The organism is Burkholderia cenocepacia (assembly GCF_014211915.1).
Taxonomy (GTDB): domain Bacteria; phylum Pseudomonadota; class Gammaproteobacteria; order Burkholderiales; family Burkholderiaceae; genus Burkholderia; species Burkholderia orbicola.
Map to the genome: position 1 here is coordinate 1,076,385 of NZ_CP060040.1, position 13,734 is coordinate 1,090,118.

Below are 13,734 nucleotides of genomic sequence, written 5' to 3' on the forward strand. Positions count from 1 at the left end.
CTCGGATTGCCCGCGACCATGAACATTCGCCTTACGCGCTTCACCCGCCCCGCGCTGAGCGCGTTGTGCGTCGCAACGCTCGCCGCCCTCCAAGCCTGCAACGGCGATGCGTGCTTCGGCGTCGACGCATGCTTCAACGACAACACGCAAACCGTCTCGCTATCGGGCACGGCCGCGACGGGCGACGCGCTCGCGAGCGCGCAGGTGGCGGTCAATTGCGCGGTTGGCTCGGCAACGACGCTGACGGACGGCGGCGGCAACTACCGTGTGACGCTCAACGCGGCGCTGCCGTGCGTCATCACCGTGGCGTCGGGCAGCGCGAGCCTGCATTCGCTCGCCTATGCGGGCGGCACCTTCAACACGACGCCCGAGACCGAACTGATGCTCGTCTATCTCGCGGCGCAACTCGGGACGAACACGGCCGGGCTGATCGGCAATTTCCAGGACAGCCTGCGCTATCAGCGGGCCATGAACAGCCCGGACACCGTGCAGGCCGCGCAATCGGCCGTGGTCACCAACCTGCAGCAGCGCTATGCGGTCACGCTCGCCGCGCCGGCATTCCTGACCACCTCGTTCGTGGTCGGGCAACCGGGCGTCGATGCCGATCTCGTCGCGCTGGCCAAGGCTGGGGCGGTCGATTCGAACGGACTGCCGGACCCGGTTGCCGTGTCGCTGTTGCAGCAGGCAGGCGCCGCGCATCCGCTGTAAGCGCCGCGAGGCGGGACGGGAAACGACCGTCAGGCGCCGCCTTCGCGCGCGTCGTCGGCCAGCAGCGCCCAGCGCTCGTGGTCGCGCCATTCGCCGCCGATGCGCAGATAGCTCGGCGAGAATCCCTCTTGCCTGAAACCGAGCCGCCGAACCAGCGCGATCGACGCATGATTGCCGGGTTGGATATTCGCTTCGAGCCGATGCAGCCCGAGTTCGCCGAACGCGACGTCGATCGCCGCCCGCAACGCATCCGTCATCAGCCCCTTGCGGCTGAACTCCGCCATTCCGTAGTACGCAAGATAAGCGCTCTGAAACACCCCCCGACGATCTCGTTGAGATTCACGACGCCGACCACCGCGCCCGATGTCCGCTCGCGCGCGATGAATCCCACGTTCGGGCCCGTCAGGCAGCGGGCGAACCATTGATCGAAGCCGGCCTGGTCGATGAACGAATCGACCCACGGCAGATGATGGCTCCGGCTCGCGCGGTTGGCAGCGATCAGGTCGGCGGCGTCGGACCGGGCGACGCGCTTCAGCAGAATCCGGTTCATGAGTCGGTCGACCGGCGGCTTACGCCGCCTCCCCGCTCCCGCATACCACCGGCGCCGCCTGCTGCCGCGACAGATACCGCAGCAGCTTCGTCACCATCCACACGACGATGAACGACAACGCGACGAAGAACACCGCCAGCGGCGTCAGCACGTGAATCGACACGAAGCCGGCGAGGCCCATCATCGCGGACGACACGAGCAGCAGCGCACAGCCGAGGATCGCGCTCGTCAGGCCGGCGATATGCGGAAACAGCGAATTGCCCTTGGCCATCAGCGTCGGATACATCGCGCCCGCGCAGAAACCCATCACGAGCACCGGCGTCGCGAGCGTCCACACGCGCAGGCCGACGGTCAGCGCCAGCACCAGCATCGCGACCGACGCGCCCGCCATCACGCGCGCGCCGATCCGCAGCCGTTGCTCGGCGCTCGGCAGCCCGCGGCCGTGAATCCGGTTCGACAGGCCGCCGAGAAAATACATGAGGCCGATGCCGAGCGCGAGATAACCGAAGAAGGTCGGCGGCTTGTGCAGCGTGGTCTGCACCATGAACGGCCCGACGATGTTGAACACCAGCAGAATGCTGTAGCACAGCCCCTGTGCGAGGAAGCAGCTCTGGAACACCGGGCTGGCCAGCACCTTGCCCGCGTTCGCCATCAGCGTACGCGGCTCGAGATGCACCGGCTTCGGCAAGGTTTCGCGGTAGCGCCACAGCAGCGCCCACATCGCCAGCGAGTAGACCAGCAGGAACACCAGGCAAGCGCGCCAGCCGAACCATTCCTGCAGGTGCGCCCCGATCACCGGCGCGATGATCGGCGCCAGCCCCCACGCGATCGACATGTACGTGAACGCGTGCATCAACGCCTGGCCGGAGAACGAATCGGTGATGATCGCCTTCGCCAGCAGGTTGGTGGTCGCGATCCCGAAGCCCTGCAGGCAGCGCGCCAGCACGAACGTCTCGAGGTTCGGCGCGCCGAGCGACAGCAGGCAGCCGATCGTGTAGATCACGAGCCCGAACGCGAGCACGCGCTTGCGGCCGTATGCGTCGGCGATCGGCCCGAAGATCAGCTGGCCCAGCGCGTAGGCCGCCATGTAGCCGGACACGCTCGACTGGATCGCCTGCGGCGTGGTCGCGAACGAACGGGCCATGTCGGGCAGCGCGGGCACGTAGATGTCGATCGCGAGCTGGCCGGCGGATGCGAACAGGCAGATCAGGAACAGCAGGAAGCGCGGCGAATTCGACTCGCGCGCGGGAGTGAGCGTGGCGTTCATGACGACTGGGGAAGGAGATCGGGCAGCAGTGCCGCATCGTCAATGTTCGGATGTCGAACATGCGTGCGGGGGTGGCGAATTCCGTATTGTGCCTGTTGTTGCACCGGGCGACAGGATGCCCCTGGCACGGGCGAGGTTGAATGCCGATGGCGGCCCGTTCCGACATGCGCCGACGGGGCCCGCCGGCGGCGGTTTTAATGTTGATTTAAGCCAACGGCCGCATCGTCTCGGATGGCTCACTCCGTGAGCCGCACGTCATTGTTGATTCGATCAGTCCCGTTTGATGGAGATACGAAGATGCGATTCCGTTCGTATATGGCGGCGGGCGCGCTGACGCTGGCGCCCGTGTTCGCCCTGGCCGGGCAGGCCGGCGCGCCGGCCGTCGCCCAACCGATGTTCGTCAATGTCGACGGGCAGGCCGTGCCCGTGAAAGCCGAAACGCGCGTCGTCCAGACGGCCGTCGGCCCGATGAAGGTCAGCACGTGGCGCTGGCACAGCCCGCAAGGCGGCGCGAGCTTCGAGATGCAGACGTCGTCGGGCGGCCTGCCGCCCGCGGCAGCGTTGCGGCAAATGCAGGTTGCGCAGTACCGGATGCAGGCGGCGCAGGCCCAGATGGTCGCGATGCAGCAACAGATGATGGCGCTCCAGCACATCGCGCTCGCCAACGCATTCGCGATGCCGATGCCGCAGCCCGTCGGGTTCGCGATGGCGCCGTGGGCCATGCCGGAACCGGTCGTCGTGATCGTGCCGGTGCAACCTTCCGCGCGTTCGATGGCACCCGCTCCCGCCCCGGCGGCGCCGGCACGGCCGGCCGCGCGCGGGCCCGAAATCAAGGCCTGACGCGCACGCTCGACGCACGAGCGGGCGGGGCCGCAAAGCGAAACCGCCGGCATGTGCCGGCGGTTTTTCATGGGTGGCGCGATATCGCCACGACGCGGTGCTCAGTACTGCGCCTGATCCGTCGGATTCTTGAACAGCTGCTTCATCTCCGCCGACAGCGGATAGTTGAGGCTGACACCCTTCGGCGGAATCGGCTGCATGAACCACTGGTCGTACAGCTTCTCGGCCGCACCCGAGGTCTGCATCTTCGCGATCACGCCGTCGACGACGCGCTTGAACGCCGGATCGTCCCTGCGCATCATGCACGCATAGTTTTCGTGAACGAGCGGCGTGCCCGCGACCGTGTACGCCCCCGGGTTGCGGTCCTTCGCGATCTCGCCGTACAGCAGCGGCTCGTCCATCACGAACGCCACCGCGCGCCCGGTCGTGACGTTCATGAACGCTTCGGCGTGATCCTTCGCGCTGATGATCGTCATGTTCATCGCCTTCTCTTCGTTGAGCTTGCGCAGCAGGCGCTCGTCCGACGTACCGGCCGTCGTCGCGACCGTCTTGCCGGCCAGGTCCGCGAAGTCCTTCACGCCCGAATCCTTGCGCGTGCTGAAACGAATGCCGTACAGAAAGATACTGTTCGAGAACGCGGCCTGCCTTTGCCGTTCGAGCGTATTCGTCGTCGAGCCGCATTCGAAGTCGATCGTCCCGTTCTGCAATAGCGGAATGCGGTTCTGCGACGTGATCGGGATTTCCTTCACCGCGAGGTTCGGCAGGTTCAGCTCCGTCTTCAACTGGTCGATGACGCGCGACGCGATGTCCCGCGAGTAGCCGATGTTCTTCTGCTGGTTGTCCGAATACGAGAACGGCACCGACGACTCGCGAATGCCCAGCGACACGACGCCCGTGTCCTTGATCTTCTTCAGCGTACCGGTAAGGGCCTGCGCGTGCGCGGCGCCGGCCAGCGCACAGGCCAGCGCGACGGCGAGACAACGGAAACGGCGATCCATGCATGTCTCCTGATGAAACGTTGATCGAATCGCGATCCTACGCCCGACAATATTCGCGTCACATCAGGGCAAGCGTAAGCAACCTTCCGCCCGAGCTCGATCCTGAAAGATGTTTTCCGTGCCGCGCAAACCGGCCCGCGCCATTCGGCTCGCCCGGCGACGCCACGTGCGGGCTCGTGCGCGCCGTCTGTGCCGATCGTTCCAAACGCGCGTTCATGCTGCGACGCACCAACGGAATCGTTTGCGGCACCCCCTGTTTTTCTCGCGAAACGCACTCAAGAAGCCGCCGCGCACGCCGTTACCCAGTGCATGGCGCGTCGCAGCAACCTGCTGCAACCGTCAGACAAAAACACAAGGTCCGGCTCAGCCGGACCGGCGCCACCGCCGGCACGACGGTTATCTACGAGGATCAAGTTTCAACATGAGAGCCAAACGTTTCAATTTCGCGCTGGCGCGCCCCGCACATGCGCGCATGCTCGCCGGCATGCTGTCCGCAGCCGCCCTCCTGCCCCTCGCCGGTTGCGGCGGAGGCGGCGGCGACGGCAGCAACCCGTCTTCGTCCAACGCATCGCCCGCACCGACACCCGCCCCGACGCCGGCTCCCACGCCCGCGCCCGCCCCGACCACCCCGCCCGCGTCGTCCGGCGGCAATGCATGCACGTCGCAGCAGGCCGCCGTGCAGATGGCCGCGCAGACCGCGCCGGCCGAGCCGCCGGTCGATCACCTCATCGTCAAGCTGAAAACGCTGACGGCCACGCGCGCGATGGCGGCCATCGACAACGGCTCGCGATTCGACGCGGTGATCCAGCGCGCGATGACGCGCTGGACAGCGCCGGTGACCGGCAGCGCACGCGCGTACGCGAGCACGGTCGCGCAAACGCCGGTGAACGTGCAGGTCGAGCGCACGATCTCGAACGGCGCGGCCGTGCTGTCGCTCGGCCAGCGCATGGACGCCGCCGATGCCGCCGCGCTCGCGCAGGCGTTCGCGGCGGACAGCGACGTGGACTACGCGGAACCGGATCACCCGATGCAGATCCGCGACACGCCGAGCGACCCGCTCTACAGCCAGCAGTGGTACCTGTCCGACCCGGCCGCCGGCATCGACCTGCCGCCCGCCTGGAACGTGACCAAAGGTTCGCCGACCGTCGTCACGGCCGTGCTCGACACCGGCTACCGGCCGCACGGCGACCTCGTCGGCAATCTGATCCAGCAAGGCTACAGCTTCATCAGCAACGTCAACACCAGCAACAACGGCCTGACGCGCGGCCCGGACGCCACCGATCCGGGCGACTGGGTCACGCAGCAGGAACTCGACAACGCCAACGGCCCGTACTATCACTGCGCCAGCCAGCCGAGCAACAGCAGCTGGCACGGCACGCGCGTGATGGGCGTGATCGGCGCGACCGCCAACAACGGCACCGGCGTCGCCGGCGTCTCGTGGCTCAGCCGGATCCTGCCGGTGCGCGTGCTCGGCAAGTGCGGCGGCGTGACGAGCGACATCGCCGACGGCATGCGCTGGGCAGCCGGCATTCCCGTCAATGGCGTGCCGAACAATCCGAACCCCGCGAAGATCATCAACCTGAGCCTCGGCGGGGTCGGCGCATGCAGCACGACGTTCCAGCAGGCGATCGACGACGTGACCGCGAAAGGCGTGACCGTGGTCGTCGCGGCCGGCAACGACGGCCTGTCGACCGGGCTCGACCAACCCGCGAACTGCCGCGGCGTGATCACCGTCGGCGCGACCGACGCGACGGGCCGACGCGCATCGTTCAGCAACTTCGGCGCCGATGTCGCGCTGAGCGCACCGGGCGTCAACGTCCTGTCGACGTCGAACACCGGCACGACGACGCCGGGCTCGGACACCTATGGCCCCGCGAACGGCACCAGCCTCGCGGCGCCCCAGGTGACGGGCGTCGCCGCGCTGATGTTGTCGGTGAACGGCAACCTCACGCCCGCGCAGATCCTGCAGAAGCTGCAAGGCGGCACGCGCGCGGCGAAGCTGGCCGCCGGCACGTCGTGCACCGCGCTGCCGGCAGGCTCGGGCATCCTCGATGCGGGGGCCGCCGTCGCGACCGCGAACCAGTAACCGGAACCTCGTTCGACGCGGCCGCGCCTCTGCCGACATCGCAGGCGCGCGGCCGTTTCATGACGGGCTATCGAACGCGACTGCACACGCGCGCCGCCTCGATCACGCATCTCGAAATAACGCCTGACAAAAGGGTTGACGCTTCGCACAGCGAGCCATTACCATCGCCCCCGTCTAGTTACATGGAGTGTTCTGTGAACACCGATGCGAGTTGTAGTTGGTCCCTGGCCAACTTGACTGCTGCCTGAGGAAAACGCGCAGAGCCTCGTCTTCTGCCGCATCCCGGGAAGCAGGATGCGGCGCCCTTCCGGCCTGACCACGGGCCAGATCTCCCGCCGAATTTTCGATGTTGTCGAATGCACGCGACGCGCCGTCGCGCGTGTGCGTTCGTGTTGCGCGCGGCGCCAGCCGCGTGCACTCTCCGTTCGCGTGCCGTCCGGCCGCGCGCCTCGTTGCGCGCGCCGCCGCCGATCGCCCGCGCCGATTCTCCGCAACCGACAGGAGTGCAGATGAACTCAGACGACAGTAGTCGATTACCGCTCGCCGGTGCGACGCTGCGCATCGACACGCCGTGCGCATTCTGCGCGCCGGCGAGCGTTCCCGCCTTTACCGATCCACAGCCGATCGCGCCTGACGCGACGCGGCGGGGAGCGTTCGTGCGTCGATGACGTCACGGCCGCTCCCCGCCCGCCGCCTCGTGCGCAAGGAGCGACTCATGACGACACGACACAACACCTCGCACAAGAAACAGCGCGGCTTCATCAAGGCCGGCGCCGGCCAGCAGAACGACCCGCGCATCATGCGCGCCGCCCAGGAAGCGGCCCGCCCGCTCGAAGACACGCTGAAGTCGCTGCACACCAGCACGCGCGGCCTCACCTACGACCAGGCAGCCGGCCGCCTGCAGCACGACGGCCCGAACGAAATCGCGCACGACAAGCCGCCGCACTGGACCCGCCAGTTGCTGCTGTCGTTCCACAACCCGTTCGTCTACGTGCTGCTGGTGCTGGCCGCCATCAGCTTCTTCACCGACGTCTACTTCGCGGCGCCCGACGATCGCGACTACGTCGGCATGACGATCCTGCTGACGATGGTCACGATCAGCGCGCTGCTGCGCTTCGTGCAGGAATTCCGGTCGCTGCGCGCGGCCGAGAAGCTCAAGGCGATGGTCCGCACGACCGCGACCGTGCAGCGCGCCATGACCGACACGTCGGAACCGACGCGCCGCGAGGTGCCGATGCGCGAAGTCGTGACCGGCGACATCGTGCATCTTTCCGCCGGCGACATGATCCCCGCCGACGTGCGGCTGCTCGCGTCGCGCGACCTGTTCATCAGCCAGGCCGTGCTGACCGGCGAGGCGCTGCCCGTCGAGAAGTACGACACGCTCGGCGCGGTGGCCGGCAAATCCGCGGGCACGCACGCGGCCGGCGCGGCCAACGGCGCACCGGCATCGCTGCTCGATCTCGAGAACGTCTGCTTCATGGGCACCAACGTCGTCAGCGGCACGGCGACGGCCGTCGTCGTCGCGACCGGCGAAGACACGTACTTCGGCTCGCTCGCGCGCAACGTCGTGAGCCACAAGCGCATCGAGACGAGCTTCGACCGCGGTGTCGCGAGCGTCAGCTGGCTGCTGATCAAGTTCATGTTCGTGATGGTGCCGATCGTGTTCATGATCAACGGCCTCACCAAGGGCGACTGGCTGAGCGCACTCACGTTCGCGCTCGCGGTGGCCGTGGGCCTCACGCCCGAGATGCTGCCGATGATCGTCAGCGCGAACCTTGCGCGCGGCGCGGTCGCGATGGCGCGCCGCAAGGTGGTCGTCAAGCGGCTGAACTCGGTGCAGAACTTCGGCGCGATGGATGTGCTGTGTACCGACAAGACCGGCACGCTCACGCAGGACAAGATCATCCTCGAACACCACCTCGACCTGTCCGGTCACAAGAACGAGGACATCCTGCGGCTCGGCTGGCTGAACAGCTTCCACCAGAGCGGCCAGAAGAACCTGATCGACATCGCGGTCGTCGCGCGCGCCGACGAGATCGGCGAACGCGTGAAGCCGCAGGGCTACAAGAAGATCGACGAACTGCCGTTCGACTTCGTGCGGCGCCGTCTGTCGGTCGTCGTCGAGGATACGCGCGGCACGCACCTGCTGATCTGCAAGGGCGCGGTCGAGGAAATGCTGGCCGTCTCCAGGCATGTGCAGGATGAGGACGGCGTGCGCCCGCTCGACTTCGTGGCCCGCAAGCGGCTGCTCGAACAGGCCACCGCGTACAACGAGGACGGGTTCCGCGTGCTCGTGCTCGCCACGCGCACGATCCCGCGCGGCGAAGAACGCGCGCAATATCGCACCGCCGACGAACACGATCTCGTCGTGCGCGGCTTCCTGACCTTCCTCGATCCGCCGAAGGAATCGGCCGCGCCGGCGCTCGCCGCGCTGCGCGAGAACGGCGTCGCGGTGAAGGTGCTGACGGGCGACAACCCGACCGTCACGATGAAGGTGTGCCGCCAGGTCGGCCTCGAACCCGGCAAGCCGATGCTCGGTACGGAAATCGAAGCGCTCGACGATGCGACGCTCGCGCAGGTGGTCGAACGCACGACCGTGTTCGCGAAGCTCACGCCGCTGCAGAAGGCGCGCATCGTCAAGGCGCTGCAGGCGAACGGCCACACGGTCGGCTTCCTCGGCGACGGCATCAACGACGCGCCGGCGCTGCGCGACGCGGACGTCGGCATCTCGGTCGACAGCGGCGCCGACATCGCGAAGGAAACCGCCGACATCATCCTGCTCGAAAAGAGCCTGATGGTGCTGGAGGAAGGCGTGATCAAGGGCCGCGAGACGTTCGGCAACATCCTGAAGTACCTGAACATGACGGCCAGCTCGAACTTCGGCAACGTGTTCTCGGTGCTGGTCGCCAGCGCGTTCCTGCCGTGGGAGCCGATGCTCGCGACGCAACTGCTCGTGCTGAATCTGATCTACGACACGTCGCAGATGCTGCTGCCGTGGGACAAGATGGACCCCGAGTTCCTGAAGAAGCCGCGCAAGTGGGAAGCCGGCAACATCAGCCGCTTCATGCTGTGGGTCGGGCCGACGTCGTCGGTGTTCGACATCACGACGTACATCCTGATGTGGACCGTGTTCGGTGCGGGCGCGCTGTATCACCTGAACGGCGGCGCGAGCGGCCAGATCGTGATGAACTCGGGCTGGTTCATCGAGAGCCTCGTGTCGCAGACGCTCGTCGTGCATCTGCTGCGCACGCAGAAGATCCCGTTCCTGCAGAGCACGGCGTCGCTGCCGGTGCTGCTGTCGACCTTCACCGCGATCGCGATCGGCTGCTGGCTGCCGTTCTCGCCGTTCGCGGAGGCGATCGGCTTCATGCACCTGCCGGGCACCTACTGGCTGTGGCTCGCCGCGACGATGGTCGGCTACATCGTGCTTGCGCAGATCGTCAAGACGATCTACGTGCGCCGCTACAAGCAATGGTTCTGATGGCGCGAGGATGACGATGCGCCGGCCCGTGCGCGACCCGCACGGGCCGAACGATCCGATCTGCCATCGTTCGGTGATGAACAGGCCGCATCCGCGGCCTGTTTTTCATTCATTGGGCATCGTTCGCACCGAACAGCTGCGCGCACACCGCGCGCCCTTCGTCGGTCAGCGCGGCGCTGCCGGTACCGTCCTCGTTCAGCGTCGTCGCGCTCAGGCCGGCGGCGTCGAGTTGCGTCAGCACGCGGCGCAGCGTGCTCATCGGCAGTTGCGCGCGCTTCGCGATCTTCGGCAGCGACCACGTCTTGCCGGCCGGATCGCTGGCGGCTTCGTTCAGCGTCGCGAGCGTGGCGACGAGTGCGGGATCGAGCGGGGATTCGTCGGTGTCGGAAGTCATCGGTTCGGGTTCGTCGGCCGGCGTCGCACCGGCATGCAGGGAGAAAACGCTCGCGGACACTATACGCCGCGTCACGCACCCTTGAGCGCGCTGCGCATGAACGACACGAAACGCGCGGTGACGGGATCGTCGCGATCGGACAGCCATGCGAGCCCCACGCGCCACTTCGCGTCACGGCCGTCGAGCGGCAGCACCGTCGCGTCGCGCAGCAGGTACCGCGCGCTCGACGGGATGAACGCGACGCCGACGCCGGCCGCGACCGAGGTCAGCACCGACTGCACGTCTTCCGCCTGCTGCATCACGTGCGGCACGAAACGGCGCTCGACGCACCATCGGTCGATCTGCGCGGCCAGCCCCGGGCCGCGCGCACGCTGCAGTGCGATGAAGCCGATCTCGTTGAGCGCGTCGAGGTTGGCCGGCACGCGCTTGAAGCCGAGATGCGGCGGCACGGCGAGCGCGAGCGCTTCGTCGGTCACCTTGAACGACGACAAGCCGTCGTCGGCGGGCAGGCGCAGGAAACCGGCGTCGAGCTTGCCGGCACGCAGCCGACGCGTCTGTTCGGACGACGACAGGTCGCTCAGCGTCACCGCGATACCCGGATTGCAACGGCGGAATTCGGCGATCAGCTTCGGCACGAGCGTCAGCACGGACAGGCAGATGCCGAGCCGCAAATGCCCGCGCTGGCCACTGGTCGCTTCCCGTGCACGCGCCAGGATTTCGTCGGCATCGCGCACGAGCGCCTGCGCGTCCGGCAGGAAGCGTTCGCCGAACGGCGTCAGCTCCGCGCCATGCCGGCCGCGCTCGAACAGCTTGCCGCCGAGGCTTGCTTCCAGCGCGCCGATCTGCTTGCTGAGCGCAGGCTGGCTCATGTGCAGCGCATCGGCCGCGCGGCTGAAATGGCACAGCTCGGTGACCGTCAGGAACGTGCGCAGCAGTTTCAGTTCCATTCTTTAACGGAATCGTAACGATTGAAATATTCATTTTACCGATCGAACGCAATGGCGTTCAATACGGACATGCCCTTCCCGGAATTCACCTTCATGTCCCTCGATCCAGCGGCCGACTGCGTGGCCGAATCACCATGCGATGTCGCGGGTGCAAACGCATGCGCCGGTGCCGCCGATACCCGCGCGCCGAAACGTCGTGTCGAACGCACGGACGGGCGCAGCCGCCGCTTTCGCTTCGGCGATGCGCTGGAAGACGCGCCGCCACGCGCGATGACGGGTTCGATCGCGATCAGTTTCGCGGTCGTGTCGCGGCGGAACTGGCCGCGCTGAACCACGCACCCGCCCGCCTTTCTCCCCACCCGCACCGCTGCCCGGCAGCGCGAAAACGACCGGAATCCTCCCGTATCACGCATCATTGCGCGTCATCCCATCGTCATCGCCGCGCGATCGACCGTATAATTTCCCGCACCCGCCGACCGCCCACGCATTCCGCGCAGCCGCATCGCGCGTGAAAAGGAGACTTTCGCTTGACCGGCCTCATCGCGCGCCTGCCTCGCGCCCGGACCACCCTGATCCTCGTCCTGTCGTTCCTGCTGCTCGCATTCGCCACGAACGCGTCCGCGCAGCGCGTGCAGCCGCATCGCACCGCCCATGCGCAACCGCATGCCCATACGAAGGCCGTCAAGAAGAAGCCCCATCGCAAGAAAAAGGCCGTCAAGCATCGCCGCTCGCGCGTGACGCATCAGGCAGCCAAACGCCACGCGGCACCCGCGCCGCAGCCGCGGCGCGCGAAACGCACGACCGCCGTGCGGCCACGCCCGCCCGCGAAACCGAAATTGCTCGCCAGTTGCGGCTACACCCCGCGCGCGGTCGGTTCGCTGCATTCGCGCGCGGCCTACGTGCTCGACGTCGATTCCGGCACCCCGCTGCTGGCGCGTAACGCACGCACCGTGCGGCCGATCGCCTCGATCTCGAAACTGATGACGGCCGTCGTCGCGCGCGATGCCGATCGTCCGCTGAACGGCGTGCTGCGCGTGACCGCGCGCGATCGCGACACGATCAAGTTCACCGGTTCGCGCCTGCAGGTCGGCTCGGAACTGTCGCGCCGCGAGATGTTCCATATCGCGCTGATGTCGTCGGAGAACCGCGCGGCCGCCGCGCTGAGCCGCGACTATCCGGGCGGGCGCGCCGCGTTCGTCAAGGCGATGAACCGCGAAGCGCGCCGGCTCGGTATGCGACATACGCACTTCCGTGAGCCAACCGGCCTGTCGCCGCACAACGTGTCGACGGCGGAAGATCTCGCGCGGCTCGTCGGCGCGGCCGCGCAAGATCCGCTGATCCGCTATTTCTCGACCGATCTGTCGACCACCGTGCGCCCCGGCGACGGTGAACTCGTGTACGTGAATTCCGACCCGCTCGTACGCGACCGCCGCCTGCCGATCCGGCTGCAGAAAACCGGCTTCATCAACGAATCGGGGCACGGCGTCGTGATGCGCATGCGCGTGAAAGGCCGCCGGGAAACGGTCGTGCTGCTCGGCGCGGCGACGCGTGCCGGCGTATCGAGCGACGCAATCAAAATCCATCGCTGGCTGTCCTGTTCGATCCAGTAGACGGACACGGGCAGCCAGCGAGCTCACGCGACGGGAGCGACGCCATGCAGGACGAATACCGCTTCAACGCGTTCGGTCGGCTGCTCGCCGTGGTGCGCACGGACGGTCGTTGGGCCGTGTTCGATCTCGGCGCCGAAGGCAAGCGGCGCCCGGCCAATCTGCAGATTCCGTCCTCGCTCAGCGCAGACGAACTTGGCCAGTACCTCGGCGATCTGCTGCACGAAAACGCGACTCCGCGATACAGCGAAGTCGTACCGGTCGCGCATCGACGCACGTAATCGCACCGGGCAGCGCCACCAGCCGGCGATCAATTCGACAGTTAAACTTGCAAGTTTAACTGTCTTGTTCTATGATTCGGCGCATGAACCCGCCACGCAAACCCGGCGTTTCCGCCGAAACCGTCGCCGCCGACCTGACCCTCGCGGTCGGCCAGCTCATCCGCCGGCTGCGCTCCGAGGTCGATTCCGAAGGGCTCGGCATGTCGCAGACGAGCGCGCTCGCGCGGCTCGAACGGCACGGGCCGATGACGACCGCCGATCTCGCGCGCGCCGAAGCGATGAAGCCGCAATCGATGAAGACGATCCTCGCGAGCCTCGAGGAAGACGCACTCGTCGAGCGCGAGCCCCATCCGACCGATGGCCGCCAGATCCTGTTCAAACTCACCGCCGCCGGCCTCGCCGCGCGGCGCAAGCGCAACGCCGCGAAACACCAGTGGCTTGGCGCCGCGATCGAGAAACTCGATCCGCAAGACATCGACACGCTCGCCGCGGCCATCCCGCTGATCCGCCGCATCGGCGAGCAATGAACCCGGCCGGCGCGCCGCACTGCATACGCGCCGGCTTTCCTTGCCCTT

13 protein-coding genes and 1 pseudogene are annotated in these 13,734 nt (G+C 67.2%); 9 read left to right on the plus strand and 5 right to left on the minus strand.

What is annotated here, in order from left to right; genetic code table 11:
• Nucleotides 1-18 precede the first annotated feature (18 nt).
• Entirely contained in the window at nucleotides 19-708 is a 690-nt protein-coding gene (locus SY91_RS21310) for a hypothetical protein (RefSeq protein WP_023476480.1), read from the plus strand.
• 29 nt (nucleotides 709-737) lie between these two features.
• Here SY91_RS21310 and SY91_RS21315 read toward each other — a convergent pair.
• Nucleotides 738-1,258, minus strand: a pseudogene (locus SY91_RS21315) (GNAT family N-acetyltransferase).
• 19 nt (nucleotides 1,259-1,277) lie between these two features.
• Nucleotides 1,278-2,525: a multidrug effflux MFS transporter gene (locus tag SY91_RS21320; RefSeq protein WP_006478871.1), complete on the minus strand. Its 1,248-nt coding sequence runs from the start codon at nucleotides 2,523-2,525 to the stop codon at nucleotides 1,278-1,280.
• 297 nt (nucleotides 2,526-2,822) lie between these two features.
• Here SY91_RS21320 and SY91_RS21325 point away from each other — a divergent pair, with 297 nt between their 5' ends.
• Nucleotides 2,823-3,365, plus strand: a complete 543-nt coding sequence (locus tag SY91_RS21325) for a hypothetical protein (protein WP_023476478.1) — start codon at nucleotides 2,823-2,825, stop codon at nucleotides 3,363-3,365.
• A gap of 101 nt (nucleotides 3,366-3,466) precedes the next feature.
• Here SY91_RS21325 and SY91_RS21330 read toward each other — a convergent pair whose 3' ends face one another.
• Complete coding sequence (locus SY91_RS21330) at nucleotides 3,467-4,363, minus strand: glutamate/aspartate ABC transporter substrate-binding protein (RefSeq protein ID WP_006478869.1); 897 nt, start codon at nucleotides 4,361-4,363, stop codon at nucleotides 3,467-3,469.
• Between the two features lie 421 nt (nucleotides 4,364-4,784).
• Between SY91_RS21330 and SY91_RS21335 the strand changes: the two genes are divergently transcribed.
• The 3 genes from SY91_RS21335 (at nucleotide 4,785) to mgtA (ending at nucleotide 9,930) form a co-directional block, all read left to right on the plus strand.
• On the plus strand, nucleotides 4,785-6,449 hold the full coding sequence (locus SY91_RS21335; RefSeq protein ID WP_023476477.1) for a S8 family peptidase: 1,665 nt from the start codon (nucleotides 4,785-4,787) through the stop codon (nucleotides 6,447-6,449).
• Between the two features lie 509 nt (nucleotides 6,450-6,958).
• Nucleotides 6,959-7,117, plus strand: a complete 159-nt coding sequence (locus SY91_RS21340) for a hypothetical protein (RefSeq protein WP_023476475.1) — start codon at nucleotides 6,959-6,961, stop codon at nucleotides 7,115-7,117.
• A gap of 47 nt (nucleotides 7,118-7,164) precedes the next feature.
• The gene (gene mgtA / locus SY91_RS21345; protein ID WP_023476474.1) at nucleotides 7,165-9,930 is read left to right on the plus strand and encodes a magnesium-translocating P-type ATPase; all 2,766 of its coding nucleotides are present in this window, start codon (nucleotides 7,165-7,167) and stop codon (nucleotides 9,928-9,930) included.
• Nucleotides 9,931-10,039: 109 nt separating this feature from the next.
• On the opposite strand, the gene SY91_RS21350 is transcribed toward mgtA, so the two are convergent.
• Nucleotides 10,040-10,324 (minus strand): hypothetical protein, encoded by a 285-nt coding sequence (locus SY91_RS21350; RefSeq protein WP_043887637.1) that lies wholly within the window; start codon nucleotides 10,322-10,324, stop codon nucleotides 10,040-10,042.
• 71 nt (nucleotides 10,325-10,395) lie between these two features.
• The gene (locus SY91_RS21355; protein ID WP_023476472.1) at nucleotides 10,396-11,271 is read right to left on the minus strand and encodes a LysR family transcriptional regulator; all 876 of its coding nucleotides are present in this window, start codon (nucleotides 11,269-11,271) and stop codon (nucleotides 10,396-10,398) included.
• Nucleotides 11,272-11,322: 51 nt separating this feature from the next.
• Here SY91_RS21355 and SY91_RS21360 point away from each other — a divergent pair, with 51 nt between their 5' ends.
• The 4 genes from SY91_RS21360 to SY91_RS21375 all read left to right on the plus strand — a co-directional run bounded on the left by SY91_RS21360 (nucleotide 11,323) and on the right by SY91_RS21375 (nucleotide 13,686).
• Nucleotides 11,323-11,601, plus strand: a complete 279-nt coding sequence (locus tag SY91_RS21360) for a hypothetical protein (RefSeq protein WP_034174745.1) — start codon at nucleotides 11,323-11,325, stop codon at nucleotides 11,599-11,601.
• A 197-nt stretch (nucleotides 11,602-11,798) separates the two neighbouring features.
• Complete coding sequence (locus SY91_RS21365; protein WP_023476471.1) at nucleotides 11,799-12,881, plus strand: serine hydrolase; 1,083 nt, start codon at nucleotides 11,799-11,801, stop codon at nucleotides 12,879-12,881.
• A 44-nt stretch (nucleotides 12,882-12,925) separates the two neighbouring features.
• Nucleotides 12,926-13,159: a hypothetical protein gene (locus SY91_RS21370; RefSeq protein WP_006478862.1), complete on the plus strand. Its 234-nt coding sequence runs from the start codon at nucleotides 12,926-12,928 to the stop codon at nucleotides 13,157-13,159.
• A 71-nt stretch (nucleotides 13,160-13,230) separates the two neighbouring features.
• On the plus strand, nucleotides 13,231-13,686 hold the full coding sequence (locus SY91_RS21375; protein ID WP_006478861.1) for a MarR family winged helix-turn-helix transcriptional regulator: 456 nt from the start codon (nucleotides 13,231-13,233) through the stop codon (nucleotides 13,684-13,686).
• Nucleotides 13,687-13,734: the final 48 nt, after the last annotated feature.

Excerpts from the sequence above, each read along its gene's own strand:
- SY91_RS21310 (WP_023476480.1), top strand. The coding sequence starts at position 19 with ATGAACATTCGCCTTACGCGCTTCACCCGCCCCGCGCTGAGCGCGTTG.
- SY91_RS21320 (WP_006478871.1), bottom strand. The coding sequence starts at position 2,525 with ATGAACGCCACGCTCACTCCCGCGCGCGAGTCGAATTCGCCGCGCTTC.
- SY91_RS21325 (WP_023476478.1), top strand. The coding sequence starts at position 2,823 with ATGCGATTCCGTTCGTATATGGCGGCGGGCGCGCTGACGCTGGCGCCC.
- SY91_RS21330 (WP_006478869.1), bottom strand. The coding sequence starts at position 4,363 with ATGGATCGCCGTTTCCGTTGTCTCGCCGTCGCGCTGGCCTGTGCGCTG.
- SY91_RS21335 (WP_023476477.1), top strand. The coding sequence starts at position 4,785 with ATGAGAGCCAAACGTTTCAATTTCGCGCTGGCGCGCCCCGCACATGCG.
- SY91_RS21340 (WP_023476475.1), top strand. The coding sequence starts at position 6,959 with ATGAACTCAGACGACAGTAGTCGATTACCGCTCGCCGGTGCGACGCTG.
- mgtA (WP_023476474.1), top strand. The coding sequence starts at position 7,165 with ATGACGACACGACACAACACCTCGCACAAGAAACAGCGCGGCTTCATC.
- SY91_RS21350 (WP_043887637.1), bottom strand. The coding sequence starts at position 10,324 with ATGACTTCCGACACCGACGAATCCCCGCTCGATCCCGCACTCGTCGCC.
- SY91_RS21355 (WP_023476472.1), bottom strand. The coding sequence starts at position 11,271 with ATGGAACTGAAACTGCTGCGCACGTTCCTGACGGTCACCGAGCTGTGC.
- SY91_RS21360 (WP_034174745.1), top strand. The coding sequence starts at position 11,323 with ATGGCGTTCAATACGGACATGCCCTTCCCGGAATTCACCTTCATGTCC.
- SY91_RS21370 (WP_006478862.1), top strand. The coding sequence starts at position 12,926 with ATGCAGGACGAATACCGCTTCAACGCGTTCGGTCGGCTGCTCGCCGTG.
- SY91_RS21375 (WP_006478861.1), top strand. The coding sequence starts at position 13,231 with ATGATTCGGCGCATGAACCCGCCACGCAAACCCGGCGTTTCCGCCGAA.